This is a genomic window from Streptomyces sp. NPDC005492, from assembly GCF_040605995.1.
In the GTDB taxonomy this organism is placed as follows: domain Bacteria; phylum Actinomycetota; class Actinomycetes; order Streptomycetales; family Streptomycetaceae; genus Streptomyces.
In genome coordinates, this window is the sequence record NZ_JBEXDX010000026.1 from 90780 (window position 1) to 115615 (window position 24836).

21 protein-coding genes are annotated in these 24836 nt (G+C 69.9%); 1 reads left to right on the forward strand and 20 read right to left on the reverse strand.

Going from position 1 to position 24836, the window contains the following annotated elements; translation table 11 throughout:
- Window positions 1-63: 63 nt before the first annotated feature.
- The 4 genes from ABZT04_RS29595 to ABZT04_RS29610 all read right to left on the reverse strand — a co-directional run bounded on the left by ABZT04_RS29595 (window position 64) and on the right by ABZT04_RS29610 (window position 3196).
- Complete coding sequence (locus tag ABZT04_RS29595; RefSeq protein WP_356060036.1) at window positions 64-534, reverse strand: GNAT family N-acetyltransferase; 471 nt, start codon at window positions 532-534, stop codon at window positions 64-66.
- Entirely contained in the window at window positions 531-1475 is a 945-nt protein-coding gene (locus ABZT04_RS29600; protein WP_356060037.1) for an RluA family pseudouridine synthase, read from the reverse strand. The genes ABZT04_RS29595 and ABZT04_RS29600 overlap by 4 nt, the downstream gene beginning before the upstream one ends.
- Window positions 1476-1533: 58 nt before the next feature.
- Window positions 1534-2109, reverse strand: coding sequence for a signal peptidase II (gene lspA, locus ABZT04_RS29605; protein WP_356060038.1), 576 nt, complete (start codon window positions 2107-2109; stop codon window positions 1534-1536).
- Between the two features lie 88 nt (window positions 2110-2197).
- Complete coding sequence (locus tag ABZT04_RS29610; RefSeq protein WP_356060039.1) at window positions 2198-3196, reverse strand: TraR/DksA family transcriptional regulator; 999 nt, start codon at window positions 3194-3196, stop codon at window positions 2198-2200.
- 616 nt (window positions 3197-3812) lie between these two features.
- On the opposite strand from ABZT04_RS29610, the gene ileS reads away from it, so the two are divergent.
- On the forward strand, window positions 3813-6950 hold the full coding sequence (ileS, locus tag ABZT04_RS29615; protein ID WP_356060040.1) for an isoleucine--tRNA ligase: 3138 nt from the start codon (window positions 3813-3815) through the stop codon (window positions 6948-6950).
- 168 nt (window positions 6951-7118) lie between these two features.
- Here ileS and ABZT04_RS29620 read toward each other — a convergent pair whose 3' ends face one another.
- The 16 genes from ABZT04_RS29620 to rsmH form a co-directional block, all read right to left on the reverse strand.
- The gene (locus ABZT04_RS29620; protein ID WP_355912622.1) at window positions 7119-8339 is read right to left on the reverse strand and encodes a DivIVA domain-containing protein; all 1221 of its coding nucleotides are present in this window, start codon (window positions 8337-8339) and stop codon (window positions 7119-7121) included.
- A 52-nt stretch (window positions 8340-8391) separates the two neighbouring features.
- Entirely contained in the window at window positions 8392-8682 is a 291-nt protein-coding gene (locus ABZT04_RS29625) for a YggT family protein (protein ID WP_355912625.1), read from the reverse strand.
- A 50-nt stretch (window positions 8683-8732) separates the two neighbouring features.
- Entirely contained in the window at window positions 8733-9374 is a 642-nt protein-coding gene (gene sepF / locus ABZT04_RS29630) for a cell division protein SepF (RefSeq protein ID WP_356060041.1), read from the reverse strand.
- A 128-nt stretch (window positions 9375-9502) separates the two neighbouring features.
- The gene (locus ABZT04_RS29635; protein WP_356060042.1) at window positions 9503-10222 is read right to left on the reverse strand and encodes a YggS family pyridoxal phosphate-dependent enzyme; all 720 of its coding nucleotides are present in this window, start codon (window positions 10220-10222) and stop codon (window positions 9503-9505) included.
- 6 nt (window positions 10223-10228) lie between these two features.
- Complete coding sequence (gene pgeF / locus ABZT04_RS29640; RefSeq protein ID WP_356060043.1) at window positions 10229-10957, reverse strand: peptidoglycan editing factor PgeF; 729 nt, start codon at window positions 10955-10957, stop codon at window positions 10229-10231.
- Complete coding sequence (ftsZ, locus tag ABZT04_RS29645; protein ID WP_356060044.1) at window positions 10954-12144, reverse strand: cell division protein FtsZ; 1191 nt, start codon at window positions 12142-12144, stop codon at window positions 10954-10956. The genes pgeF and ftsZ overlap by 4 nt, the downstream gene beginning before the upstream one ends.
- A gap of 279 nt (window positions 12145-12423) precedes the next feature.
- Entirely contained in the window at window positions 12424-13218 is a 795-nt protein-coding gene (locus ABZT04_RS29650; protein WP_356060045.1) for an FtsQ-type POTRA domain-containing protein, read from the reverse strand.
- Between the two features lie 25 nt (window positions 13219-13243).
- A complete protein-coding gene (gene murG, locus ABZT04_RS29655) occupies window positions 13244-14335 on the reverse strand; it encodes an undecaprenyldiphospho-muramoylpentapeptide beta-N-acetylglucosaminyltransferase (protein ID WP_356060046.1) in 1092 nt (363 codons plus the stop codon).
- A 6-nt stretch (window positions 14336-14341) separates the two neighbouring features.
- A complete protein-coding gene (gene ftsW / locus ABZT04_RS29660) occupies window positions 14342-15709 on the reverse strand; it encodes a putative lipid II flippase FtsW (RefSeq protein WP_356060047.1) in 1368 nt (455 codons plus the stop codon).
- A gap of 21 nt (window positions 15710-15730) precedes the next feature.
- A complete protein-coding gene (murD, locus tag ABZT04_RS29665) occupies window positions 15731-17164 on the reverse strand; it encodes a UDP-N-acetylmuramoyl-L-alanine--D-glutamate ligase (protein WP_356060048.1) in 1434 nt (477 codons plus the stop codon).
- Window positions 17146-18219 (reverse strand): phospho-N-acetylmuramoyl-pentapeptide-transferase, encoded by a 1074-nt coding sequence (gene mraY / locus ABZT04_RS29670; RefSeq protein ID WP_352183683.1) that lies wholly within the window; start codon window positions 18217-18219, stop codon window positions 17146-17148. The genes murD and mraY overlap by 19 nt, the downstream gene beginning before the upstream one ends.
- The gene (gene murF, locus ABZT04_RS29675; RefSeq protein WP_356060049.1) at window positions 18216-19622 is read right to left on the reverse strand and encodes a UDP-N-acetylmuramoyl-tripeptide--D-alanyl-D-alanine ligase; all 1407 of its coding nucleotides are present in this window, start codon (window positions 19620-19622) and stop codon (window positions 18216-18218) included. The genes mraY and murF overlap by 4 nt, the downstream gene beginning before the upstream one ends.
- Before the next feature lie 28 nt (window positions 19623-19650).
- Window positions 19651-21171 carry a UDP-N-acetylmuramoyl-L-alanyl-D-glutamate--2,6-diaminopimelate ligase gene (locus ABZT04_RS29680; RefSeq protein ID WP_356060060.1) on the reverse strand — a complete coding sequence of 507 codons (1521 nt, stop codon included), beginning with the start codon at window positions 21169-21171 and terminating at the stop codon, window positions 19651-19653.
- Window positions 21172-21332: 161 nt separating this feature from the next.
- Window positions 21333-23303: a penicillin-binding protein 2 gene (locus ABZT04_RS29685; RefSeq protein ID WP_356060050.1), complete on the reverse strand. Its 1971-nt coding sequence runs from the start codon at window positions 23301-23303 to the stop codon at window positions 21333-21335.
- 5 nt (window positions 23304-23308) lie between these two features.
- Complete coding sequence (locus ABZT04_RS29690; protein WP_356060051.1) at window positions 23309-23854, reverse strand: septum formation initiator family protein; 546 nt, start codon at window positions 23852-23854, stop codon at window positions 23309-23311.
- On the reverse strand, window positions 23847-24806 hold the full coding sequence (gene rsmH / locus ABZT04_RS29695) for a 16S rRNA (cytosine(1402)-N(4))-methyltransferase RsmH (RefSeq protein ID WP_356060052.1): 960 nt from the start codon (window positions 24804-24806) through the stop codon (window positions 23847-23849). The genes ABZT04_RS29690 and rsmH overlap by 8 nt, the downstream gene beginning before the upstream one ends.
- Window positions 24807-24836: the final 30 nt, after the last annotated feature.

Below are 24836 nucleotides of genomic sequence, written 5' to 3' on the forward strand. Positions count from 1 at the left end.
CAGCGGACGCCCCAGCCTGCCACGACGTCTGCCGGACCAGCTCTTTCGACGCCCATCGCTTGCCTACAGGGCGCGCCGCATCGCCCGGTGCGGGATCCCGGCGTCCGGGAACTCCGGGCCGTACGCCTCGTACCCGAGCCGTTCGTAGAACCCCAGCGCGTGCGTCTGGGCGTGCAGGTCGACGGCGGCGAGCCCACGCGCGCGTGCCGCGTCCTCGATCGCCCGCACCAGCGCGACCCCGACCCCGAGCCCGCGCGCCTCCTTGGTGACGGCCAGCCGCCCCAGGGAGCCCACGGTGAGGTCGCCGTCGGTCTTCGCCGCGGCCGCCTCGCCGTACAGCAGCCGCCCGGTACCCAGCGGTGTCCCGTCCTCGCGCACGGCGAGCACATGCGTCGCCGCTTCGTCGTAAGCGTCGTACTCGATCTCCTGGGGCACGCCCTGCTCGACGACGAAGACGTCCTTGCGCACCGCGAAGCAGGCCTCGCGGTCGGCCGGATCGTCGGCCACGCGCACCGCGTACGACGGGGCACTCACGCGTACGTCTCCTCGCGCACCAGGTCCAGGGCCTGCTGGAGGTCGTCCGGGTAGCCGCTCTCGAACTCGACCCACTGGCCGTCCGCGGGGTGCTCGAACCCGAGCCGGACGGCGTGCAGCCACTGCCGGGTCAGGCGCAGCCGCTTGGCGAGCGTCGGGTCGGCGCCGTACGTCAGGTCGCCCACGCACGGGTGGCGGTGGGCTGCCATGTGCACCCGGATCTGGTGGGTGCGGCCGGTCTCCAGCTTCACATCGAGCAGGGAGGCCGCGCGGAACGCCTCGATGAGGTCGTAGTGCGTGACGGACGGCTTGCCCTCGGCGGTGACCGCCCACTTGTAGTCGTGGTTCGGGTGCCGGCCGATGGGGGCGTCGATGGTGCCGCTGGTCGGGTCGGGGTGGCCCTGGACCAGCGTGTGGTAGCGCTTGTCGACCGTGCGCTCCTTGAACTGGCGCTTGAGCGAGGTGTACGCCCGCTCCGACTTGGCGACCGCCATCAGGCCGGACGTGCCGACGTCGAGGCGGTGCACGATGCCCTGGCGCTCGGCGGCACCCGACGTCGAGATCCGGTACCCGGCCGCGGCCAGGCCGCCGATGACCGTCGTCCCGGTCCAGCCGGGGCTGGGGTGGGCGGCGACGCCGACGGGCTTGACGATCACGACCACGTCGTCGTCGTCGTAGACGATCTCCATGCCCTCGACCGGCTCGGCGACGATCTGCACGGGTGCGGGCGCCTGCGGCATCTCGACCTCGAGCCAGGCCCCGCCGTGCACCCGCTCGGACTTCCCGACCACCGAGCCGTCGACCGTGACCTTCCCCGCCGCGGCCAGTTCGGCGGCCTTGGTGCGGGAGAAGCCGAACATCCGGGAGATGGCGGCGTCGACACGCTCGCCCTCCAGGCCGTCGGGCACGGGCAGGTTTCGGATCTCGGGAACTGTGCTCACCCGGTCGAGTATGCCGGACGGGTCCGACACCGCCGTACGCGAGCCCGGGCCTGCGCGCTCAGTCCTTGTGGACCGTGCCATCAGGGTCGAGACCACGGAAGGAGAGCAGCACGATCAGGATGCCGCCGCACACGATCGCCGAGTCGGCGAGGTTGAAGACGGCGAAGCCCTTGGGCGCGATGAAGTCGACGACCTCGCCCTGGAAGATGCCGGGCGCACGGAAGATCCGGTCGGTGAGGTTGCCCAGCGCGCCGCCCAGCAGCAGCCCGAGCGCGATGGCCCACGGGAGGCTGTAGAGCTTGCGGGCCAGCCGCGCGATCACCACGATCACGGCGGCCGCGATCATCGTGAAGATGACCGTGAAGGCCGCGCCGAACCCGAAGGCCGCGCCGGGGTTGCGGATCGCGTGGAACTCCAGCCAGTCCCCGAAGACCTCGATCGGCGCGTGGTGCTCCAGCTTGGCCACCACGAGAAGCTTGCTGACCAGGTCGAGGGTGTACGCGAAGGCGGCCACCACGAACAGCACGGCGATCCGGCGCTTTCCCCTGGGGGGCGCGGTCTCGCTCTGCTCCGGCTCGGCCCCCGCCGCCTCTGGGGTATCCGGCGTACCGATGATGCGCTCCGCCTCTGCCACGTGAGTCCCTCGAACCTAGGTACCTGACTGAGGAAGAGGGTACGGCACACCTCTCGGCACCCTCAGTACCGGCGTTCAGTAGCGATCGTCAGTAACGGCGTTCCTGCTTCTGCTTGCACTCGACGCACAGGGTGGCCCGCGGGAAGGCCTGCATCCGCGCCTTGCCGATGGGATTGCCGCAGTTCTCGCACAGGCCGTAGGTGCCCGCGTCCAGCTTCCCCAGGGCACGCTGGGTCTGGATCAGCATCTCGCGCGCGTTGGCGGCCAGCGCCATCTCGCTCTCCCGCGTGATGTTCTTGGTGCCGGTGTCGGCCTGGTCGTCGCCGGCACCGTCCCCGGAGTCCCGCATCAGACCGGCGAGGGCCTGCTCGGTGGAGGTGATCTCCTCGCTCAGCCGCTCCGCCTCGGAGAGCAGCTCGGTGCGGGCCTCCTCGACCTCCGCCGGCGTCCAGGGGTCCTCGCCCGGGCGGACCGCCAGCTCACCCGGCCCGGCCGCCGCGGCGAGCCGCGCCTTGGGAACGGGTGTCTTCGCCGCCGTGGCCGTGCCAGGAGTCTTCTTCGCAACCACCGTCGTGGCTCCCGTCTGCTCCGCGGCCTGCGCCGCGCCCGCCGTCGTCTTCTTGGCCGCGCTCTTCTTCGTGCTCTTCGTAGAGCTGCTTTTCGTGGTGGTGCTCTTCTTGGTGGCGCTCTTCGTGGAACTGGTCTTCGCCGTCGTGCTCTTGGGGGCCGCGGTTTTCTTGGTCGCCGCTTTCTTCACGGCCGCTTTCTTGGCGGGCTTCTTGGTCGCCGTTGCCTTCTTGGCCGCCGCCTTCGTAGCCGTGGCCTTCTTGGCCGTCGTTTTCCCTGTCGTCCCTGCCCCCGCCGGCTTCACGGCACTCTTCCCGGCCGCCACCGCTTTCTTGGCGGCCACCGGTCTCTCGGGCCCCTCCCCGACTGTCTTCTTCACGGCCTTGACGGCCGTCTTCCGGGCCGCGGTCTTCTTGACCACGCTTTTCTTCCCGCCCACGTCCTTCGTCCCACCGCCGGAGGCACTGGCACTCGTGGACTTGGACGCCGACTGCTGTACGGCGGTCTTCTTCGCCACCATGGCCGCGGCCCCTTCACATTTTGTGATCACGCACGCGAATCGTGCTGGGACGATAAATCGACTTGAGTCCCGCGGCAACGGGGCACGCCGCCCGATTGGTCCACCCCCCTGGCCCCGCGCGGCGAGCCTGCATGCGTTGTGCCCAGCTCCCCGCCAGGTAATCCGCCGAGCTCGGCGTCCCAGAATGCGAACGCGCGTTCAGCGCCATTCGAGTCGTACGGCGGCTCGGGAAGCCCGCGGCCGAAGCCCCGACCCGGGCCCCCGGAAAACCGGTCGGCCGCTGTCCGCGCGGCCCCGTACACTGAGCGGAGCGAGAAGCGTGGATGGGGACGAGTAGCGGCGCAAGCAGCCCAGAGCGACCCGGGGACGGTGGAAGCCCGGGGGCGAGCGCGACGTGAAGATCACCCCGGAGCCGCCGGAAGAAAGCCGCAGCCGACCGGCCGTGGCGAGTAGACCCGGTATCGCGACCCCAATGAGGGGGCTCACTGGTGTGCGTGACGCACCGGGGAGCCAAGGAGGGTGGTACCGCGGGAGCGCGCCGCACACGGCGTACGGAAAGTCGTAGCTCTCGTCCCTCCGGACGGAAGGAAGAAAGTCCGCCGGAGGAAGCTCGCTGATGACAACGCCGACGTACCGCCAGGTGCCCGCCCAGGTCGACCTGCCCGCGCTGGAGCACGCCGTGCTCGACTTCTGGCACGAGCAGAAGATCTTCGCCAAGACCCTGGACCAGTCCGAGGGACGCCCCGAGTGGGTCTTCTTCGAGGGCCCGCCCACGGCCAACGGCATGCCGGGCGCCCACCACATCGAGGCGCGCGTCTTCAAGGACGTCTTCCCCCGCTTCCGCACCATGCGCGGCTACCACGTGGGCCGCAAGGCCGGCTGGGACTGCCACGGCCTCCCGGTGGAGCTGGCGGTGGAGAAGGAGCTGGGCTTCACCGGCAAGCAGGACATCGAGACGTACGGCATCGCCGAGTTCAACGCCAAGTGCCGCGAGTCCGTGACCCGGCACACCGACGCCTTCGAGGCGCTCACGACCCGCATGGGGTACTGGACCGACCTCGAAGACCCGTACCGCACGATGGACCCCGAGTACATCGAGTCGGTCTGGTGGTCGCTCAAGAAAATCTTCGACAAGGGCCTGCTGGTCCAGGACTATCGCGTCGCCCCCTGGTGCCCGCGCGACGAGACGGGCCTGTCGGACCACGAGCTGGCGCAGGGCTACGAGACGATCGTCGACCCCTCCGTGTACGTCCGTTTCCCGCTCACCTCCGGTCCGCTGGCCGGTCGTGCCGCGCTCCTGGTGTGGACGACGACGCCCTGGACGCTGGTGTCCAACACCGCCGTCGCCGCCCACCCCGAGGTCACCTACGTCGTCGCGACGAACGGTGAGGAGCAGCTCGTCGTCGCCGAGCCGCTGCTCGCCAAGGCCCTCGGCGAGGGCTGGGAGACCACCGGTGAGACCTTCACCGGCGCCGAGATGGAGCGCTGGACGTATCAACGTCCGTTCGAGCTCGTGGAGTTCCCCGAACCGGCGCATTACATCGTGAACGCCGAATACGTCACCACCGAGGACGGTACGGGTCTGGTCCACCAGTCCCCCGCCTTCGGTGAGGACGACCTCAAGGTCTGCCGCGCCTACGGTCTGCCGGTCGTGAACCCGATCCGTCCCAACGGCACCTTCGCCGAGGACGTCCCCCTCGTGGGCGGTGTCTTCTTCAAGAAGGCGGACGAAAAGCTCACCGAGGACCTCAAGGACCGCGGGCTGCTCTTCAAGCACGTGCCGTACGAGCACAGTTACCCGCACTGCTGGCGCTGCCACACCGCGCTCCTGTACTACGCGCAGCCCTCCTGGTACATCCGCACCACGGCCGTCAAGGACCGTCTCCTCCAGGAGAACGAGAACACCAACTGGTTCCCGGAGACCGTCAAGCACGGCCGGTACGGCGACTGGCTGAACAACAACATCGACTGGGCGCTGTCCCGCAGCCGCTACTGGGGCACCCCGCTGCCGATCTGGCGCTGCGCGGACGACCACCTCACCGTCGTCGGCTCCCGCGCGGAGCTGACCGAGCTGACGGGCACCGACCAGTCGGGCCTCGACCCGCACCGCCCGTTCATCGACGCGGTCACCTTCGCCTGCCCCGAGTGCGGCGGGACGGCCACGCGCGTGCCGGAGGTCATCGACGCCTGGTACGACTCGGGTTCGATGCCGTTCGCGCAGTGGGGCTACCCGCACAAGAACAAGGAACTGTTCGAGTCCCGCTACCCGGCGCAGTTCATCTCCGAGGCCATCGACCAGACCCGCGGCTGGTTCTACACGATGATGGCGGTCGGCACCCTGGTCTTCGACAAGTCGTCGTACGAGAACGTGGTCTGTCTCGGTCACATCCTCGCCGAGGACGGCCGCAAGATGTCCAAGCACCTGGGCAACACCCTGGACCCGATCCCGCTGATGGACCGCCATGGCGCGGACGCGGTGCGGTGGTTCATGGCGGCCGGCGGTTCCCCGTGGGCGGCCCGCCGGGTGGGTCACGGCACGATCCAGGAGGTCGTCCGCAAGACCCTCCTGACGTACTGGAACACGGTCGCCTTCCAGGCCCTGTACGCGCGCACGTCCGACTGGGCGCCGAGCGCGGCGGACCCGGCCCCGGCCGACCGCCCGGTCCTGGACCGCTGGCTCCTGTCCGAACTCCACGCCCTCACCGACCAGGTGACCCAGGCCCTGGAGTCCTACGACACCCAGCGCGCCGGCAAGCTCCTGTCGGCGTTCGTCGACGACCTGTCGAACTGGTACGTCCGCCGTTCCCGTCGCCGCTTCTGGCAGGGCGACAAGGCCGCGCTGCGCACCCTGCACGAGGTCGTCGAGACGGTCACCCAACTCATGGCCCCGCTCACGCCGTTCATCACCGAGCGGGTCTGGCAGGACCTGATCGTCCCGGTGACCCCGGGCGCCCCCGAGTCCGTCCACCTGTCCACCTGGCCGGAGGCGGACCTGTCCGTCATCGACCCGGAGCTGTCCCAGCAGATGGTCCTCGTACGGCGCCTGGTGGAACTGGGCCGGGCCACGCGCGCGGAGTCGGGCGTCAAGACGCGCCAGCCGCTGTCCCGCGCGCTGATCGCGGCGACGGGCTTCGCCGCCCTGGACCGGGAGCTGCACGCGCAGATCACGGAGGAGCTGAACGTCGAGGGGCTCGCCTCGTTGAGCGAGGTCGGCGGTTCGCTGGTCGACACCACGGCGAAGGCCAACTTCCGCGCGCTGGGCAAGCGGTTCGGCAAGCGCGTCCAGGATGTGGCGAAGGCCGTGGCGAACGCCGACGCGGCCGCCCTGTCCCTGGCCCTGCGCGAGGGCACGGCGACTGTCGAAGTGGACGGCGAGACCATCACGCTGGCTCCCGATGAGGTGATCATCACAGAGACCCCTCGCGAGGGCTGGTCCGTGGCGTCCGACTCGGGCGCGACGGTCGCCCTCGACCTGGAGATCACCGAGGAACTGCGGCAGGCGGGCCTGGCCCGTGACGCGATCCGGCTGATCCAGGAGAGCCGCAAGAACAGCGGCCTGGACGTCGCCGACCGGATCGCCCTGCGCTGGACGTCGACCGACCCGGCGGTCATCGCGGCCCTGTCCGAGCACGCGGCCCTGATCGCCGACGAGGTCCTCGCCACGGACTTCGCCCAGGGCGAGGCGGACGACAGTTACGGCGCCCCGTTCACGGACGAGGGCCTGTCCCTGGTGTTCCGCCTGCGCAAGGCGTAAGCAAGCAAGGCGCCATCGGCGCACAAAGGGCCCGGCCTCCGTCAAAGGAGGCCGGGCCCTTTGTGCGTTCCTGCCGGGTACCTGGCACGTCAACAGGGCGGGGCTCCGGAACGAAATCCGGGGCCCCGCCCTGAACGCTGCCGACGCCTGAGGCGTACTAAAGGCCGGTCAGTTGTCGTCCTCGTCGATCAGGAACCCGCGCATCGGCGAGGGAGCCTGGCCCATGGGCGACGGGCCCTGCGGCCGCACCGGAGCCATCGGCTGGGTCATGGCCGGGGACATCTGCTGCTGGCCGCCGTAGGACGGACCGGCGGGCGGCGGGCCGCCCATGCCCTGGTTGCCGCCGTACGACGGGGCGCTGGCGCCGGCCGGGGCCATCGAGGGCGCCGGGGACGGCGGAAGCGACGCGGTCGCCGGAGTGCGCGGCGGGGCCAGCGAGTCGTCGGCCTGGGTCTCCAACTGACGGAGCTGGGACTCCAGGTAGGACTTCAGCCGCGTGCGGTACTCGCGCTCGAAGCCGCGCAGGTCCTCGACCTTGCGCTCCAGCGTGGCGCGGGCGGACTCCAGGGAGCCCATCGCGACGCGGTGCTTCTCCTGCGCGTCCCGCTCCAGGGCGTCGGCCTTGGCCCGGGCGTCACGCTCAAGACCCTCGGCACGCGAACGCGCCTCGCCGACGATCTTGTTGGCCTCGGAACGGGCCTCGGCGATCGCCTGGTCGGCGGTCTGCTGGGCGAGCGAGAGGACACGGGCGGCGCTGTCGCCACCGGGACCCTGCTGCGGCATGCCGCCACCCATGGGACCGCCCATCGGGCCGCCCATCTGCTGCTGCATGGGGGGCTGGCCGCCCATCTGACCCTGCATCGGGCCCTGACCCATCTGCTGCATCTGGCCCTGCATCGGACCCTGGCCCATCGGACCTTGGCCCATGGGGCCCTGGCCCATCGGACCCTGGCCCTGCGGACCGCCCTGGCCACCGGGGCCTGCGGGCAACTGCGGGGCACCGCTCGGCAGTTGGGGCGGGCCGCCCATGGGGCCGCCCATCTGCTGCGGCGGGCCCGATATGCCGGCGGGCACCGGGGCGCCCGGACCGCGCATGCCCTGCTGGGGCATGCCTTGCGGGGGCATGCCCTGCTGGGGCATTCCCTGTTGCTGCATGCCGCCCTGCTGCTGGTCCTGTTCCGGGGGCTTGCGCATGTTCTGCTGGTTCTGGGCGGCGGCACGCGTCGCCGCGGCCAGTTTGGCGCGCAGGTCCTCGTTCTCCCGCAGCAGGCGGGTCAGTTCGGCTTCGACCTCGTCGAGGAAGGCATCGACCTCGTCCTCGTCATAGCCTTCTCGGAGGCGGACGGTCGTGAACTGCTTGTTCCGCACGTCCTCGGGGGTCAACGGCATCTCTTCACCTCAACGTAGTCATCGGCAGTCGGCAAGACCGTATCGTCCACTGTCACCTCGCGAAATTGTCCACGACAGAGATCAAGATGTAGACGATGATCATCAGGACGAAGAAGGACAGGTCGAGCGCCACGCCCCCGAGACGCAACGGCGGAATGAACCGCCGCAGAAGCTTCAACGGTGGATCGGTGACAGTGTAGGCGGCCTCAAGAACGACCACCATCGCCTTGCCTGGTTGCCACGAGCGGGCGAACTGGAAGACGTAGTCCATGACCAACCGGAAGATGAGCACGATGAGGAACACCATCAGCGCGATGTAGATCACCTGCGCGAACACGCTCATGGCCTGTCTTTCCCTCTCCCCTGTTCCGTGCTTTCTAGCGGCTGTCTGTCTCAGCTCTGATTGAAGAACCCGCCCTCTGCGATGCGGGCCTTGTCCTCCGCCGTGACATCGACGTTAGCAGGCGACAACAGGAACACCTTCTGCGTCACCCGCTCGATGCTGCCGTGAAGACCAAACACCAAACCGGCCGCAAAGTCGACAAGTCGCTTCGCATCTGTGTCATCCATCTCAGTCAGATTCATGATCACCGGGGTGCCTTCACGGAAGTGTTCCCCGATGGTACGGGCCTCGTTGTAGGTCCGGGGGTGAAGTGTGGTGATCCGGTAAGGCTCTCGTTCCGACACGACCTTGGGCATGATCACCGGTGCGTTCTTCTCCAGGGACTGGCGTTCTTGTGTGATGGATGCCACGGGCGCGATTCGCGCCGGACGCCCTGATTCCGTACCCAGTGAAGCGGAATGGGACACCGATTCGCGAGGGGTCGAAGGCTGCACCACTCGTACCGGTTCGTCCCTTTGGGACTGATGAGGACTGTGCGACTGGTGCGACGGCTCATGCCGTCGACGGTCCCGCTCGGGCTCCGGGTCCAGTTCGGGTTCGAAGTCGTCGTCGGGGTCGAATCCCCGGCCGTCGTACCCATCGTCCTCCACGAGGCCGAGGTAGACCGCCATCTTGCGCATCGCGCCGGCCATGCTCTGAGTCCTCCGCTCTGTGGTGGATCGGCTGACGACTGCCAAGTGCCCGCGATCCACGAGGTCGTTACGCCCGCCTGCGGCGGCATTGACCATATTTTCTGCTGTGGTCCGACTTCCTGGCGACGTTACCCGAGCCTGGGGCGCACGCCGAGTACCGCAGTGCCGACGCGTACATGTGTCGCTCCGGCTGCCACGGCCTGTTCGAGGTCCGCACTCATGCCTGCCGACACCATGTTCGCAGCAGGATGGGCTCGGCGCAGGTCAGTCGACAAATCCATCAACCGCTCGAACGCCTCCTGTTGGCGTCCCGCGTACTCGCCGGTGAGCGGAGCGACGGTCATCAGACCATCGAGCCGCAGCGCCGGAGACTCCGCGACCAGGTCGGCCAACTCCCCGACCCCGCCCGGCCCGACGCCACCCCGCTCGCCCCGCCCGCTCACTCCCGCGTCGAGCGCGACCTGGATGAGACAGCCCAGTTCGCGCCCGGACCGCTCGGCCTCCTTCGACAGCGCGGAGACGAGCCGGGAACGGTCGACCGACTGCACGACATCGGCATAACCGACCACGGATCGCACCTTGTTGGTCTGCAACTGACCGACGAAGTGCCAACTCAGCGGCAGATCCGCGCACTCGGCGGCCTTCGGGGCGGCGTCCTGGTCCCGGTTCTCGGCGACATGACGCACGCCCAGCTCCGCCAACATCCGCACATCGCTCGCCGGATAGGTCTTGGTGACCACGATCAGGGTCACCTCTTCGCGCTTCCGCCCGGCCGCCGCGCAGGCGGCGGCGATGCGCTCCTCCACCTTCGCCAGATTTGCGGCGAGTTCGTCCCTACGGTCCGTCATGTGCCTTCAGTCCAGCCACACATAGCTCGCGAGCCGGCCGGTCGTACGGTCGCGGCGGTACGAGAAGTGGTCGTCCGATTCACGGGTGCACACCGGCGACTGCTCGCGGTCGCGCACCCCGAGCCGTTCGAGCTGCGCGTGCGCTCCGGCGGTCACGTCGACCGCGGGAGTGCCCCAACTCGTCTCGGCGTACGCCGCGGGTTCCACGGCGGCGACATCGGCGCGCATGTCCGCGGGTACTTCGTAGCACCGGCCGCAGACGGCGGGTCCGGTGCGGGCGACGATCCGGGCGGGATCGGCGCCGAGTTCCACCATGGCCCGTACGACGGCGGGGACCACCCCGGCCACCATGCCCGGACGTCCGGCGTGGGCCGCGCCCGCGATCCCGGCGACCGGGTCGGCGAGCAGGACCGGCGTGCAGTCGGCGGTCAGCACGGCGAGGGCGAGTCCGCGGCGGGCGGTGACGAGCGCGTCGACGGAGGGGATGTCCGATGAGCCCCAGGGCCCGTCGACGACCGCCACGTCCGCGCCGTGCACCTGGTTCATCCAGACCACCAGGGCCGGGTCCAAGCCCAGTGACTTGGCGGCCAGTTCACGATTGGTACGGACCGCGTCGGCATCGTCGCCGACCGCTCCGCCGAGGTTGAGCTCCTCGTACGGAACGGCGCTCACCCCGCCCCACCTGTCGGTGAAGGCGAAGTGCGCGCCGCTCACGGTGTCGAGCTGTCCTATCACTTCAGGAAGTCCGGTACGTCCAGTTCCTCTGCGGCGCTGTCCGAGTAGGTCCGCGACGGCGGGACCGGCGGGGCGACCGGGAGGTCGGCGGTCGGCTCCGGAGCGGGCTCCGGGTCCTCCTTCGGCTTGACACTGCCGAGCGAGCCGAAGGACGGACGGCTCTCGGACTGCCGTACCGGAGTGGGCTCTTCGCGGCGGGGCGAGGACGCGCTCATGGTCGACTCGCGGCGGGTCGGGGGCTGGCCCCCGTCGAAGCCGGCCGCGATGACCGTGACCCGGACCTCGTCGCCGAGGGCGTCGTCGATGACCGCGCCGAAGATGATGTTGGCCTCGGGGTGGGCGGCCTCGCTGACCAGTTGGGCAGCTTCGTTGATCTCGAACAGGCCGAGGTCGGAGCCGCCGGAGATGGAGAGCAGGACACCGCGGGCGCCGTCGATGGAGGCTTCGAGGAGCGGCGAGGAGATCGCCATCTCGGCCGCCGCCACCGCGCGGTCGTCGCCGCGGGCCGAGCCGATGCCCATGAGCGCCGAACCGGCCTCGGACATCACGGACTTGACGTCGGCGAAGTCGAGGTTGATCAGGCCGGGCGTGGTGATGAGGTCGGTGATGCCCTGGACGCCGGAGAGCAGGACCTGGTCCGCCGACTTGAAGGCGTCGAGGACCGAGACCTGGCGGTCCGAGATGGACAGCAGCCGGTCGTTCGGGATGACGATGAGGGTGTCGACCTCTTCGCGGAGTTCGGCGATGCCGTCCTCCGCCTGGTTGGCCCGGCGCCGTCCCTCGAAGGTGAAGGGGCGGGTGACCACGCCGATGGTGAGGGCGCCCAGGGAGCGGGCGATGTTGGCCACGACGGGGGCGCCGCCGGTGCCGGTGCCGCCGCCTTCGCCGGCCGTCACGAAGACCATGTCGGCCCCCTTGAGGACCTCCTCGATCTCCTCGCGGTGATCCTCGGCGGCCTTGCGGCCGACGGCGGGGTTGGCGCCGGCGCCGAGTCCGCGGGTGAGTTCGCGGCCGACGTCGAGTTTGACGTCGGCGTCGCTCATCAACAGCGCCTGCGCGTCGGTGTTGATGGCGATGAACTCGACGCCCTTGAGGCCGACCTCGATCATCCGGTTGATGGCATTGACACCACCGCCGCCGACACCGATGACCTTGATGACTGCGAGGTAGTTCTGCGGTGCTGCCACGTCGAAGGCCTCTCGCCTCGAATTACGTTGCCGTCGCCGTGCGGTTGCCCGCACCCCGACGACAGATGCCGAATGGGACGGTCCGTAGCGCCGACCCGAACCCTAACGTTGAAGTTTAGGGTTACCAGTGTGTCCGTTCCTTGAAGTCTTCTGAACAGGACACTAAGTCGACAAGTGGCGCACGTTCAACGAACACGCCGAACCTCCCGTTTTTCTTTTCACCCTATGTGATCAGCCGTAGCGCTGCCCAACCAGGGTGCTGGCCTGCGCGAATGTGCGTCAACTCCCGGCTGACGCAGGGGCGGTGGGAACACTTACGTCGAAGTACCGGGCGCCGGAAGCTGCTTTCATGAGAGCGATGAGCGTGCGCGCCTTCGCGGCGCCCTTCTCGCCGCTTCCCCATGCGACGGTCCGGCCACCGCTCAACTCCAGTGAGATGTCGTCGTAGGAACGGACCTTGACGACCTGGGTGTCGCGCGCGACGGCGGCCGGAATGTCACCCGCGACCCGTACCGCCTCGCGGACGAGTCGGTCCTCGTCGAAGCGGCGCAGGCCGGCCGCGGACGAAGCCGATCGGGAGAGCGCCAATTCGAGGGTGGGGACGGACCTCGGCGGCGTGGAAACGGTCGCGAACCGCACGCCGTCGTCGTCCACTTCGATGAAGTTTCCGCCCTTTTCCACCACCAGGACCGGGCTGCGTTCGGTCACTTTCAGCCCGATTCCATGAGGCCAGGAACGGACGACGTCAACCGCGTCAATTCGGGGCAATTTCCTGCGGAGTCGGGCTTCGATCGCATCGGTGTCGACGGAAATCAGCGGTCCGCCGACCGGTACGTCGGCGGCTTCGCGCACCTGCCCGGGCGTCAGGATCTTCGTGCCGGAGACCGAGACCTTCTCCGCCCGCAGCCACGGCGAGCCGTAGAGCAGCCAGACCGCGGCGGCGCCCAACAGGACTGCGGCCAGGGCGAGTACGACAATCAGACGAAGGCGCCGTGGTCCCAGACGCCGGACAAGGGGCGGGCCGGACGACTCCTGTTGGCGTTCACCGCGCTCGGCGGTGCTCGGTCCGGCCACGCTCCCCTGCCTCTCTCACATATGACTAGCGATGCCGCGAGGCGATCGCCTCGTACACCATGCCGACGAGCAGGTCGTCGGCGTCCCGGCGGCCGAACTCGCTTGCCGCGCGCGACATCTCGTACAGCCGGTGCGGATCGGCGAGCACGGGCAGGACGTTGCCCTGGACCCACTCGGGCGTCAGTTCCGCGTCGTCGACCAGGAGTCCGCCGCCGGCCTTGACCACCGGCTGGGCGTTCAGCCGCTGTTCGCCGTTGCCGATGGGCAGCGGGACGTAGGCGGCCGGGAGTCCGACGGCGGAGAGTTCGGCGACGGTCATCGCGCCCGCGCGGCAGAGCATCATGTCGGCCGCGGCGTACGCGAGGTCCATCCGGTCCACGTACGGTACCGGGATGTAGGGGGGCATCCCCGGCATCTGGTGCACCTGCGGCAGTTCGTTCTTCGGGCCGACCGCGTGCAGGATCTGGATTCCGGCCTGTTGGAGCCAGGGCGCGACCCGCTCGACCACCTCGTTGAGGTGACGGGCGCCCTGCGAGCCGCCGGAGACCAGCAGCGTCGGCAGGTTCGGGTCGAGGCCGAACGCGGCCCGGGCCTCGGGCCGTACGGCCGCGCGGTCCAGGGTGGCGATCGTGCGGCGCAGCGGGATGCCGATGTAGCGGGCGTCCCGCAGCTTGCTGTCCGGGGTCGAGACGGCGACCCGGGCCGCGTAGCGCGAGCCGATCTTGTTGGCCAACCCGGGCCGGGCGTTGGCCTCGTGGATCACGATCGGCACCCCGAGGCGCTTGGCCGCGAGATAGCCGGGCAGTGCCACATAGCCGCCGAAGCCCACGACGCAGTCCGCCTTGGTGCGCTCCAGGATCTGCTCGGCGGCCTTGATCGTGCCGCGCAGCCGGCCCGGCACGGTGATCAGCTCGGGGGTGGGCTTGCGCGGCAGCGGTACGGCGGGGATCAGCGCGAGTTCGTAGCCCCGCTCGGGTACGAGACGGGTCTCAAGGCCGCGCTCCGTGCCCAGGGCCGTGATCCCCACGGTGGGGTCCTGCCTGCGCAGGGCGTCCGCGAGGGCGAGCGCCGGCTCGATGTGGCCGGCGGTCCCCCCACCGGCGAGTACGACATGCACCGAAATTCACCGCTCTCCGGACGGACGCGCCACCGGGGCACGCCGTCGCATCGTGTTCCATCTCCGGGGCGTCCGGCCGGAACCGGGTCCCCCGCCCCCCCGCTTTCTACCAAAGCGGGGTTGCCGCATCGCAAGCGCCGCCCGCGCAGCGGGGTCGTCGCGCGCGAAGGCGATCAGCAACCCGATGGCGAACATGGTCGGCAGCAGGGCGGAACCCCCGTAGGAGAACAGCGGGAGCGGGACGCCGGCGATCGGCAGCAGGCCGAGCACCGCACCGATGTTGATCACCGCCTGAGCGGTGATCCAGGTGGTCACGCCTCCCGCGGCATACCTCACGAAGGGGTCCTCCGTGCGTCCGGCCACGCGGATACCCGCATAGCCTAGAGCCGCGAAGAGGGCGAGCACCGACAGCGTCCCCGCCAGGCCCAGTTCCTCACCGGTGACGGCGAAGATGAAGTCGGTGTGGGCTTCGGGGAGTTGACCCCATTTCTCCACACTCGCGCCGAGCCCGGAGCCGAAGATCCCGCCCGAGGCCAGCGCGTAGATCCCGTGCACGGCCTGCCAGCAGTCGGCGACCCCGGTCTTGGGCTCGGTGGCGCCGATGCAGGCGAGCCGGGCCATCCGGTTGGGGCTGGTCTTGATGAGGATCACACCGATCGCGGCCGCGATGGACAGCACACCGACGAAGAGCCGGGTCGGCGCACCGGCCAGCCAGAGCAGGCCGAACAGGATCGCGGTGAGGATGATCGCCGTACCCATGTCGCCGCCGAGCATGATCAGCCCGAGCAGCATGAACGCGACCGGCACCAGCGGCACCAGCATGTGCTTCCACTGGGCGAGCATCGCCTTGTCCTGCTTGCGGGCGAGCAGGTCGGCGCCCCACAGCACGAGGGCCAGCTTGCCGAACTCGCTGGGCTGGATCTGGAAGGAGCCGCCGAGCGAGATCCAGTTGCGGTTGCCGTTGACCGACATCCCTATCCCCGGCAACTGCACCAGCGCCATCATGAAGACGGCGCCCGCGAGGATCGGATAGGCCAGCGCCCGGTGCAGTTTGACCGGCATCCGCGAGGCGGCCAGCGCCAGGATCCCGCCGATGCAGGCGGCGAGGAACTGTTTGCGGAAGAAGTACGAGCCGGGCAGCGAGAGTTGGAGCGCGGTGATCTGGGAGGCCGAGTAGACCATCACCAGACCCAGCACGGTGATCAGCACGCTGCCGCCGGCGATCAGGTAGTACGCGGTCAGCGGCCGGTCCCAGGCCCGGCGTGCGTTGGTGAACAGCCGGCGTACGGGGTTGTCGCGTACGGCCTTGGCAGCGGCGGGACGTCTGGGGGGCCGCTGCTGCACGGGCGGCCGGCCGGTACGGCTACTGGGCATCAGCGCCTCCGCTCACATCGGTCAGGCGCCGAGTTCGCGAACCGCCAGGGCGAACGCGTCACCGCGCTTGTTGTAGTTGGCGAACATGTCCATGGAGGCGCAGGCCGGGGCGAGCAGCACCGTGTCGCCGGCGGCGGCGAGCCGCTGTGCCTCCTGGACAGCCGCGAGCATCGCCCCAGTGTCGGTCCGGTCGAGGTCGACGACGGGTACTTCCGGCGCGTGTCGCGCCAGGGCTTCGGCGATCAGCGCCCGATCGGCACCGATCAGTACTACGCCCCGCAGCCGCTTCGCCGACTTGGCGACCAGCTCGTCGAAGGTGGCGCCCTTGGCGAGCCCGCCCGCGATCCACACGATCGACGGGTAGGCCGCCAACGAGGCTTCCGCCGCATGGGTGTTGGTGGCCTTGGAGTCGTCGATGTACGCGACGCCGTCCACATCGGCCACGTGCGCGATGCGGTGCGCGTCGGGCGTGAAGGCCCGCAACCCGTCCCGTACGGCCTTGGCGGGCACCCCGAAGGCGCGCGCGAGGCCCGCCGCGGCAAGGGCGTTGGCGATGTTGTGCGGGGCGGGCGGGTTGACGTCGGAGACCTCGGCCAGCTCCTGGGCGTTCTTCTGCCGGTCCTCGACGAAGGCGCGGTCGACCAGGATGCCGTCCACGACGCCGAGTTGGGACGGCGCGGGGCTGCCCAGCGTGAACCCGATCGCCCGGCAGCCCTCTTCGACGTCGGCCTCGCGGACCAGGTCCTCGGTGGCCTTGTCGGCGACGTTGTAGACGCAGGCGACCCGATTGCCTTCGTAGATACGGCCCTTGTCGGCGGCGTACGCCTCCATGGAGCCGTGCCAGTCGAGGTGATCGGGTGCCAGGTTCAGGACGACGGCGGAGTGTGCGCGCACCGAGGGCGCCCAGTGGAGCTGATAGCTCGACAGTTCGACGGCGAGGACGTCGTATTCCTCGTCGCCGAGGACGGCGTCCAGGACCGAGACCCCGATGTTGCCGATCGCCGCCGTGCGCAGGCCCGCCGCCTTCAGGATCGAGGCGAGCATCTGGACGGTGGTGGTCTTGCCGTTGGTGCCGGTGACGGCCAGCCAGGGGGCCGCATCGGGGCCGCGCAGCCGCCAGGCCAACTCCACGTCGCCCCACACCGGAACGCCCGCCGCGCGAGCCGCCGCGAACAGCGGCTTGTCGGGCTTCCAGCCGGGGGTGGTGACGATCAGTTCGGTGCCGTCGGGCAGGGTCGCTCCGTCGCCGAGACGCACGGTGATGCCGAGCGCGTCCAGGTCGGCCGCCTGGGCCCGGGAGCGCTCGTCGTCGCCGTCGTTGACGACCGTGACGAGCGCGCCGAGGCCGTGCAGGACCTTGGCCGCCGGGATCCCGGAGACTCCGAGTCCGGCGACGGTGACGTGCTTGCCGTCCCAGGAGAGACCCTGCCCATCGGTCACTTTTCCGCTGCCCATCCCGCGTAGAAGAGGCCCAGGCCGACGATCACGCAGATGCCCTGGATGATCCAGAAACGGACCACCACGAGCACTTCGGACCAGCCCTTGAGTTCGAAGTGGTGCTGGAGCGGGGCCATTCGGAAGACCCGCTTGCCGGTGAGCTTGAAGGAGCCGACCTGGATGACCACCGACATGGTGATGAGGACGAAGAGGCCACCCATGATGGCGACCAGCAGCTCCGTGCGGGAGAGGATCGCCAGACCGGTGAGGACACCGCCGAGGGCCAGCGAACCGGTGTCCCCCATGAAGATCTTGGCCGGCGAGGTGTTCCACCACAGGAAGCCCAGGCAGGCGCCCATCAGCGCGGAGGCGATGACCGCGAGGTCGAGCGGATCACGTACCTCGTAGCAGGCGTTCGGGTTGGTCAGGGTCTGCGCGTTGGCGCAGGACTCCTGGAACTGCCAGACACCGATGAAGGTGTAGGCGCCGAAGACCAGCACCGAGGCGCCGGTGGCCAGGCCGTCCAGACCGTCCGTCAGGTTCACGCCGTTCGACATCGCGAGGATCATGAACAGCGCCCAGATCACGAACAGGATCGGGCCGATCTTCCAGCCGAAGTCCGTGATGAACGACAGCTTCGTGGAGGCCGGGGTGTTGCCGCGGGCGTCCTGGAACTGCAGGGCGAGCACCGCGAAGCTGATGCCGACGATCAGCTGGCCGGCCATCTTCGCCTTGGCCCGCAGGCCCAGCGAACGCCGCTTGACGATCTTGATGTAGTCGTCGAGGAAGCCGACGAGCCCCATCCCGACCATCAGACCGAGCACCAGCAGACCCGAATAGGTCGGCGTGTAGCCGGTGATGACCTTCGACAGGAAGTACGCGGCGACCGTCGCGAAGATGAAGGCGATACCGCCCATCGTCGGCGTACCGCGCTTGCTGGCGTGCTCGCGCGGGCCGTCGTCGCGGATGTACTGGCCGTAGCCCTTGCGGGCCAGCAGCTTGATCAGCAGCGGGGTGCCCACCAGGGTCAGGAACAGGCCGATGACTCCTGAGAACAGGATCTGCTTCATCATCGGGCGGCAACCTCACCCTCGGTACCGGCCTCGACGAGCGCCTGCGCCACGCTCTCCAGACCGACCGACCGGGACGCCTTCACGAGAACGACGTCTCCCGGGCGCAACTCGCTGCGCAACAGGTCGACCGCCGCCTGTGCGTCGGACACGTGCACCGACTCCTCACCCCACGAACCCTCGTTATATGCGCCCAGTTGCAGCCAGGACGCTTCCCTGCCCCCGACCGCGACGAGCTTGCCGACATTGAGCCGGACGGCCAGCCGTCCGACCGCGTCGTGCTCGGCGAGCGCCTCGTCCCCGAGCTCGGCCATCTTGCCGAGCACCGCCCAGGTCCGCCGCCCCTTGCCCATGGCCGCGAGCGCGCGCAAGGCGGCTCGCATGGACTCGGGGTTCGCGTTGTAGGCGTCGTTGACGATGGTCACGCCGTCCGGTCGCTCGGTGACCTCCATCCGCCAGCGGGAGAGGGAGCCCGCCTCGGAGAGCGCGGTGGCGATCTCGTCTGCGGACATGCCCAGCTCATGGGCGACGGCGGCCGCGGCGAGCGCGTTCGACACGTGGTGCTCACCGTACAGGCGCATGGTCACTTCGCTGCACCCGGAGGGTGTGTGGAGGCTGAAGGCGGGCTGTCCGCTGTCCGTGAGTCGCACGTTCTCGGCGCGTACGTCCGCTTCGCCGGACTCTCCGAAAAGGATCACCTTCGCCTTCGTACGGGATGCCATGGCCCGTACGAGAGGATCGTCGGCGTTGAGGATCGCCGCGCCGTCCGCCGGCAGGGCTTCCACGAGTTCGCCCTTTGCCTGCGCGATCTGCTCCCGGCCGCCGAACTCGCCGATGTGGGCGGTGCCGACGTTGAGGACGAGGCCGATCTTCGGGGGCGTCAGATCCGTGAGGTAGCGGATGTGGCCGATGCCGCGGGCGCCCATCTCCAGGACGAGGAACCTCGTCTCGTCGGTGGCGCTCAGCGCGGTCAGCGGCAGCCCGATCTCATTGTTGAACGATCCCGGTGTGAACACCGTGGGCGCCTTGCGGGCGAGGACCTGCGCGATGAGGTCCTTGGTGCTGGTCTTGCCCGCCGAGCCGGTGAGGGCCACGAGGGTCGCGCCGAGCCGACGTACGACATGACGGGCGAGGGCGCCCAGGGCGCTCTGGACGTCGTCCACGACGATCGCGGGGACACCGACCGGACGGGACGCCAGGAGGGCCACCGCGCCCGCCTCGACGACCGCGTTCGCGAAGTCGTGGCCGTCGACGCGCTCGCCGACGAAGGCGACGAAGAGGCTGCCGGGTTGCACCTCCCGGGAGTCGCGGACCACCGGGCCGGTGACCTGGACGGACGGATCCGGTATGTCGTGCGTCTGCCCGCCGACGACTGCTGCGATCTCGGCGAGGGAGAGGGCGATCACAAGTTCATCCCCTGGGTCTTCTGGATTTTCATCCCTGGGTGTTCTGGATGGCTTCGCGAAGCACCTGGCGGTCGTCGAAGGGACGGACCACTCCGGCGATGTCCTGGCCCTGCTCGTGGCCCTTGCCCGCGACCAGCACGGTGTCCCCGGGTTGTGCGCGGGCGACGGCGGCGGCGATGGCGGCGGCCCGGTCCTCGAAGACCTGGACCTCGCCGCGCTCGTGCGCGGGCACGGAGGCCGCGCCCTGGAGCATGGTGGCGAGGATCGCGAGGGGGTCCTCGGAGCGGGGGTTGTCGGAGGTCAGTACGGCGGTGTCGGCGAGCCGGGCCACGGCGGCGCCCATCGGCTCCCGCTTCGTCCTGTCCCGGTCGCCACCGCAGCCGAGCACGACGTGGACCTTGCCCTCGGTGACCTTGCGCAGGGCGCGCAGGACCGATTCGACGGCGTCGGTCTTGTGGGCGTAGTCGACGACCGCGAGATACGGCTGTCCGGCGTCCACGCGCTCCAGCCGGCCCGGCACGCCCGGCACGGCGGCGATGCCGTCGGCGGCGAGCTGCGGGTCGAGGCCGGCGGTGGCCAGGGCGGCGATCGCGGCAAGGGTGTTGGCCACGTTGAAGGAGCCCGCGAGCGGCGACCTGGCGGTGATCAGCTCGCCCTTGGGGCCGACCGCGGTGAACGTCGAGTCCATCGGGCCGACTTGGACGTCCTCGGCGCGCCAGTCGGCGTCCGGGTGGCCCTCGGCGGAGTAGGTGACCACGGGGACCGTGGCCTCGCGGGCGAGCCTGCGGCCGTACTCGTCGTCGAGGTTGACCACCCCCTGGCGGCTGCGTTCGGGGGTGAACAGCCGGGCCTTGGCCTGGAAGTAGTCCTCCATGCCGGAGTGGAACTCCATGTGCTCCGGGCTGAGGTTGGTGAAGACCGCGATGTCGAAGACGCAGGCGTCGACCCGCCCGAGGACCAGCGCGTGGCTGGAGACCTCCATGGCGACCGCGTCGACCCCGCGCTCGCGCATGACCGCGAACAGGGCCTGGAGATCGGTGGCTTCGGGGGTGGTGCGCTCCGACTTGATGCGCTCGTCGCCGATGCGCGTCTCGACCGTGCCGATCAGCCCGGTGGACCGGACCGTCTTCAGGCCGCCCTCGACGAGATACGCGGTGGTGGTCTTGCCGGAGGTGCCGGTGATGCCGATCTGGAGCAGATCGCGGCCGGGGTGGCCGTAGATGGTGGCCGCCAGCTCGCCCATCTGCCCGCGCGGATCGGCTACGACCAGTACCGGCAGGCCCGTTGCCGCGGCGCGGTCGGCGCCGGTCGGGTCGGTCAGGACGGCGACGGCGCCGAGGCCGGCCGCCTGGGTCACGAAGTCGGCGCCGTGCAGGCGGGCGCCGGGAAGCGCGGCGTAGAGGTCGCCGGGGCGGACGGCGCGCGAGTCATGGGTGATGCCCGTGACGTCGGCGCTTGTCGTCGGCTCGGCGGCGCCCAGTTGACCGGCGAGTTCCGCGAGGGATGTGGCGGAGAGCTGCGCCGGCCTGGGCGGCCCCGGATATGTCACGGATGCGCCCTTCTGGAGGGTTTGGGACTGGTCGGCGGTTGGCACGGCGGTGAGCGTACCGGGCGCACCCGCCCCGGGGCGAAGCGAGGGGCGGGGTGCGTCCTGGTTCCCGGACTGGGAGGTGATCATGGTCACGGATCGGTTCCTGGCTGTTGCGCTGATCAGGGAGTGAAGGTCACGGGCAGGTTCGCGGCCTTCGCCCCGGTGGGCGGGACCTGGAGGGTCTTGAGGGCGAACTCCATCACCTGCTTGTAGATCGGTCCGCAGATCTGACCGCCGAAGTAGCTTCCGCTGGTGGCGTTCTGGATCGCGCAGTAGACGGTGATGCGGGGGTTGTCGGCGGGCGCGAACCCGGCGAACGACGAGGTGTAGCCCTTGTACTTGCCGGTGGCCGGATCCACGCGGTTGGCGGTGCCGGTCTTGCCCGCGACCCGGTACCCCGGAATGGCGGCCTTACCACCCGTGCCCTGCTCGTCGTCCACCACGGACTCCAGCATCTGGGCGAGGGTCTTCGCCGTCTTCGCACTGATGACCCTGGTCTTCTTGGGCGTCGCCGCGGGCGTGAAGCGGCCGTCGGGCCCCTTCGTGCCGCGCACCAGGGTGGGTTCGACACGGACTCCGCCGTTGGCGACCGTCGAGTAGACGGAGGCCGCCTGGAGCGCGTTGAGGGACATGCCCTGACCGAAGGGGATCGTGTACTGCTGCGAGGTCGACCACTTGGCGGCGGGCGCGAGGATGCCCTTGGTCTCGCCGGGGAAGCCGAGCCCGCTGTAGCTGCCGATGCCGAACTTTTGCAGATACGAGTACAGGACCTCGTTGGCCTGCGCCTGCGTCTTGCCGAGTTGGCCGGCCGCCTCGATGGTGCCGATGTTGCTGGACTTGGCGAGGACACCGTTGAGCGTCAGGTTCCAGGTCGCGTGGTCCACGTCGTCCTGGAAGAGCCGGTCGCCGCGGTGCAGCCGGTTCGGCACGACGACATGGGTCAGCGGGGTGGCCACGTTCTCCTGGAGTACGGCGGCCATCGTCATGACCTTGGCGGTGGAACCGGGCTCGTAGGCGTCCTGGACGGCCGCGTTGCCCAGCGCGGCCGCGTCGGCCTCGGCGAGGTTGTTCGGGTCGAAGCCGGGCGCGTTGGCCATGGCGAGGATCTCTCCGGTGCGGGTGTCCTGCACTATCACGTACCCGCGATCCGCCTTGGACTTCTTGACCTGCTCGGAGATGGCGTTCTGCGCCGCCCACTGGATGTCGCGGTCGATGGTCAGCTCGACATCGGAACCGGGCACCGCCGGTGTCTCGGTGGAGCCCGCCGTGGGCACCTGGACACCGCCGGACTGGGCGTAGCGGACCTTGCCGTCCTTGCCCGAGAGGTCCTTGTTCAACTGCTGCTCGACCCCGCCGCCGCCCTTGCCGTCGGCGTTGACCCAGCCCAGTATCCCCGCGGCGAGATCGCCGTTCGGGTACACGCGCTTGGTGGTGGGGACGGCGAGGACACCGGCCAGGACGTTGACCGTCGTCGGGTCGGTCGCGGACTTGGTGGTGAGCGCGCTCTTCAGGTCCTTGATCTGCTTCCAGACCTGCGGGGTCTGCCGGTTGGCGAGCACCACGTAGCGCAGGTTCTTGTTCGCCGGCCTGAGCTTCTTGACGAGGGAGGCCTGGTCGACCCCGAGGATCGGGGAGAGGAGGGCGGCCGCCTGCTCGGGCCCGTCGTCGATCTTCAACTGCTTGCGCGTGAACAGCGTCGGGTCGGCGGTGATCGTGTACGCGTCCACGCTGGTCGCGAGGGCCACCCCGGAGCGGTCGGTGATCTCACCGCGCTCGGCGGCCAGGACGTAGTCGACGTACCGGTTCTGCGCGGCCTTGGCGGCGTACGCGCTCGCGTCGACGGCCTGCACCTGGAGCAGCCGTACGACGAAGGCGATCAGGACGAGGGTCAGCCCGAGGCTGATCATGCGCAGCCGGGGGCGGGGGCTTCCGAGCCGGAGGGAGCGGGGGCCGCCCGGGCGGGCCGCGGGCGGGGGCGATGCCGGGCGGCGGGCCGGGCGGGCGCCGGGTCCGGGGCGGCGCCGGGCATCGGGGCGTTCGGCCCTGGCCGGTCCGGGCACTCGGCGGCGCGGCGGTTCCCTGTCGGACACTTCCGTCACCTGCCGGGGGTTGTCGGGGTGGAGGGCTGGGGGGTGAAGGGCTGGGCGGTCTCTACGGTGCCGGTCACGGTCGCAGGGGTGCTGACCACCGGGGCGGAGGCCGTGGGGCTCGGGCTCGAGCTGCTGACGAGCGCCTCGGGGGCGAGGACCACCGGTGCCTCCACCGCGGTCTTCGCGGCGGTGGCCTGCTCGGGGACACCCTTCACGGTGCCGTTCGGATCGAGGAAGGCGGGGTCTCCGCCGGGCACCATGCCCAGTTCGTGGGCGCGGCGCTGGAGGGCGTCGGGGGCGGAGTAGGCGTCGATGTCCCGCTGGAGGGCCTGTTCCTCGTCGGTGAGGCTCTTCGTCTGCTTCTGGAGGTCGTCCAGTTGGAACTGCCCTTCGCTGAGCGCGGAGTTCAGCACCAGCAGCCCGATCAGGCCGCCGCCGAGGAGGAGCACGACAAGGAGGACGAACGGGGTCCGGGCCGCCTGTCCGGGTCCGGTCGGGAACAGGCGCGCGAGCCGGGCGGCCCTGCCCCTCAGTTCGGGTTTCCTACTCAACGACGTCCTCCCTGATGCGCTGAGCCCCCCGCAGCCGCGCGGGAGCCGCCCGCCGGTTCTCGGCGACCTCTTCCTCGGTGGGAAGTTCGGCACCGCGCGTCAGGAGCTTGAGCCGGGGCTGGTACTGCTCGGGCACGACCGGCAGCCCAGGAGGCGCGGTGTTGGCGGCGCCGGCCGCGAACACCTGCTTCACCAGGCGGTCTTCGAGTGAGTGGTACGACAGGACGGCGATCCGGCCGCCCACGGCAAGGGACTTCACCGCGGCGGGGATCGCGCTCTCCAGGACGGAGAGTTCGCCGTTGACCTCGATGCGCAGCGCCTGGAAGGTGCGCTTGGCGGGGTTGCCGCCGGTGCGCTTGGCGGCCTGGGGCAGCGAGTCACGGATGAGTTCGACGAGCCGCGCGCTGTTGGAGAAGGGCTCCTTGTCGCGTTCGCGGACGACCGCGGAGACGATCCGCTTGGCCTGCTTCTCCTCGCCGTACGCCCGCAGGATCCGCACGAGTTCACCGGCCGGGTAGGTGTTGAGGACCTCGGCGGCGCTGATGCCGGTCGTCTGGTCCATGCGCATGTCCAGGGGCGCGTCCTGGGCGTAGGCGAAGCCGCGGTCGGCCTCGTCGAGCTGCATGGAGGAGACGCCGAGGTCGAACAGGACGCCTTCGACGCGCGGGATGCCGAGGCGGTCGAGCACCTCGGGCAGTTCGTCGTAGACGGCATGCACGAGGGTGGCGCGGTCGCCGAAGGGGGCGAGGCGCTCGCCGGAGAGGCGCAGGGCCTCCTTGTCGCGGTCGAGGGCGACGAGGCGGGCCTCCGGGAACCGGGTGAGCAGTGCCTCGCTGTGCCCGCCGAGGCCGAGGGTGCAGTCGACGACCACCGCTCCCGGCCGCTCCAGCGCGGGGGCCAACAGGTCCAGGCACCGCTGGAGCATCACCGGGACGTGTCGACTGTTGCTCAAGGGGCCCTCTCAGGTCCGGCGGGCCCGTAC

Coding starts and splice junctions, on each gene's coding strand:
- ABZT04_RS29610 (WP_356060039.1), bottom strand. CDS start 3,196: ATGGTGGCGAAGAAGACCGCCGTACAGCAGTCGGCGTCCAAGTCCACG.
- ileS (WP_356060040.1), top strand. CDS start 3,813: ATGACAACGCCGACGTACCGCCAGGTGCCCGCCCAGGTCGACCTGCCC.
- ABZT04_RS29620 (WP_355912622.1), bottom strand. CDS start 8,339: ATGCCGTTGACCCCCGAGGACGTGCGGAACAAGCAGTTCACGACCGTC.
- ABZT04_RS29625 (WP_355912625.1), bottom strand. CDS start 8,682: ATGAGCGTGTTCGCGCAGGTGATCTACATCGCGCTGATGGTGTTCCTC.
- sepF (WP_356060041.1), bottom strand. CDS start 9,374: ATGGCCGGCGCGATGCGCAAGATGGCGGTCTACCTCGGCCTCGTGGAG.
- ABZT04_RS29635 (WP_356060042.1), bottom strand. CDS start 10,222: ATGACGGACCGTAGGGACGAACTCGCCGCAAATCTGGCGAAGGTGGAG.
- ftsW (WP_356060047.1), bottom strand. CDS start 15,709: ATGCCCAGTAGCCGTACCGGCCGGCCGCCCGTGCAGCAGCGGCCCCCC.
- murD (WP_356060048.1), bottom strand. CDS start 17,164: ATGGGCAGCGGAAAAGTGACCGATGGGCAGGGTCTCTCCTGGGACGGC.
- mraY (WP_352183683.1), bottom strand. CDS start 18,219: ATGATGAAGCAGATCCTGTTCTCAGGAGTCATCGGCCTGTTCCTGACC.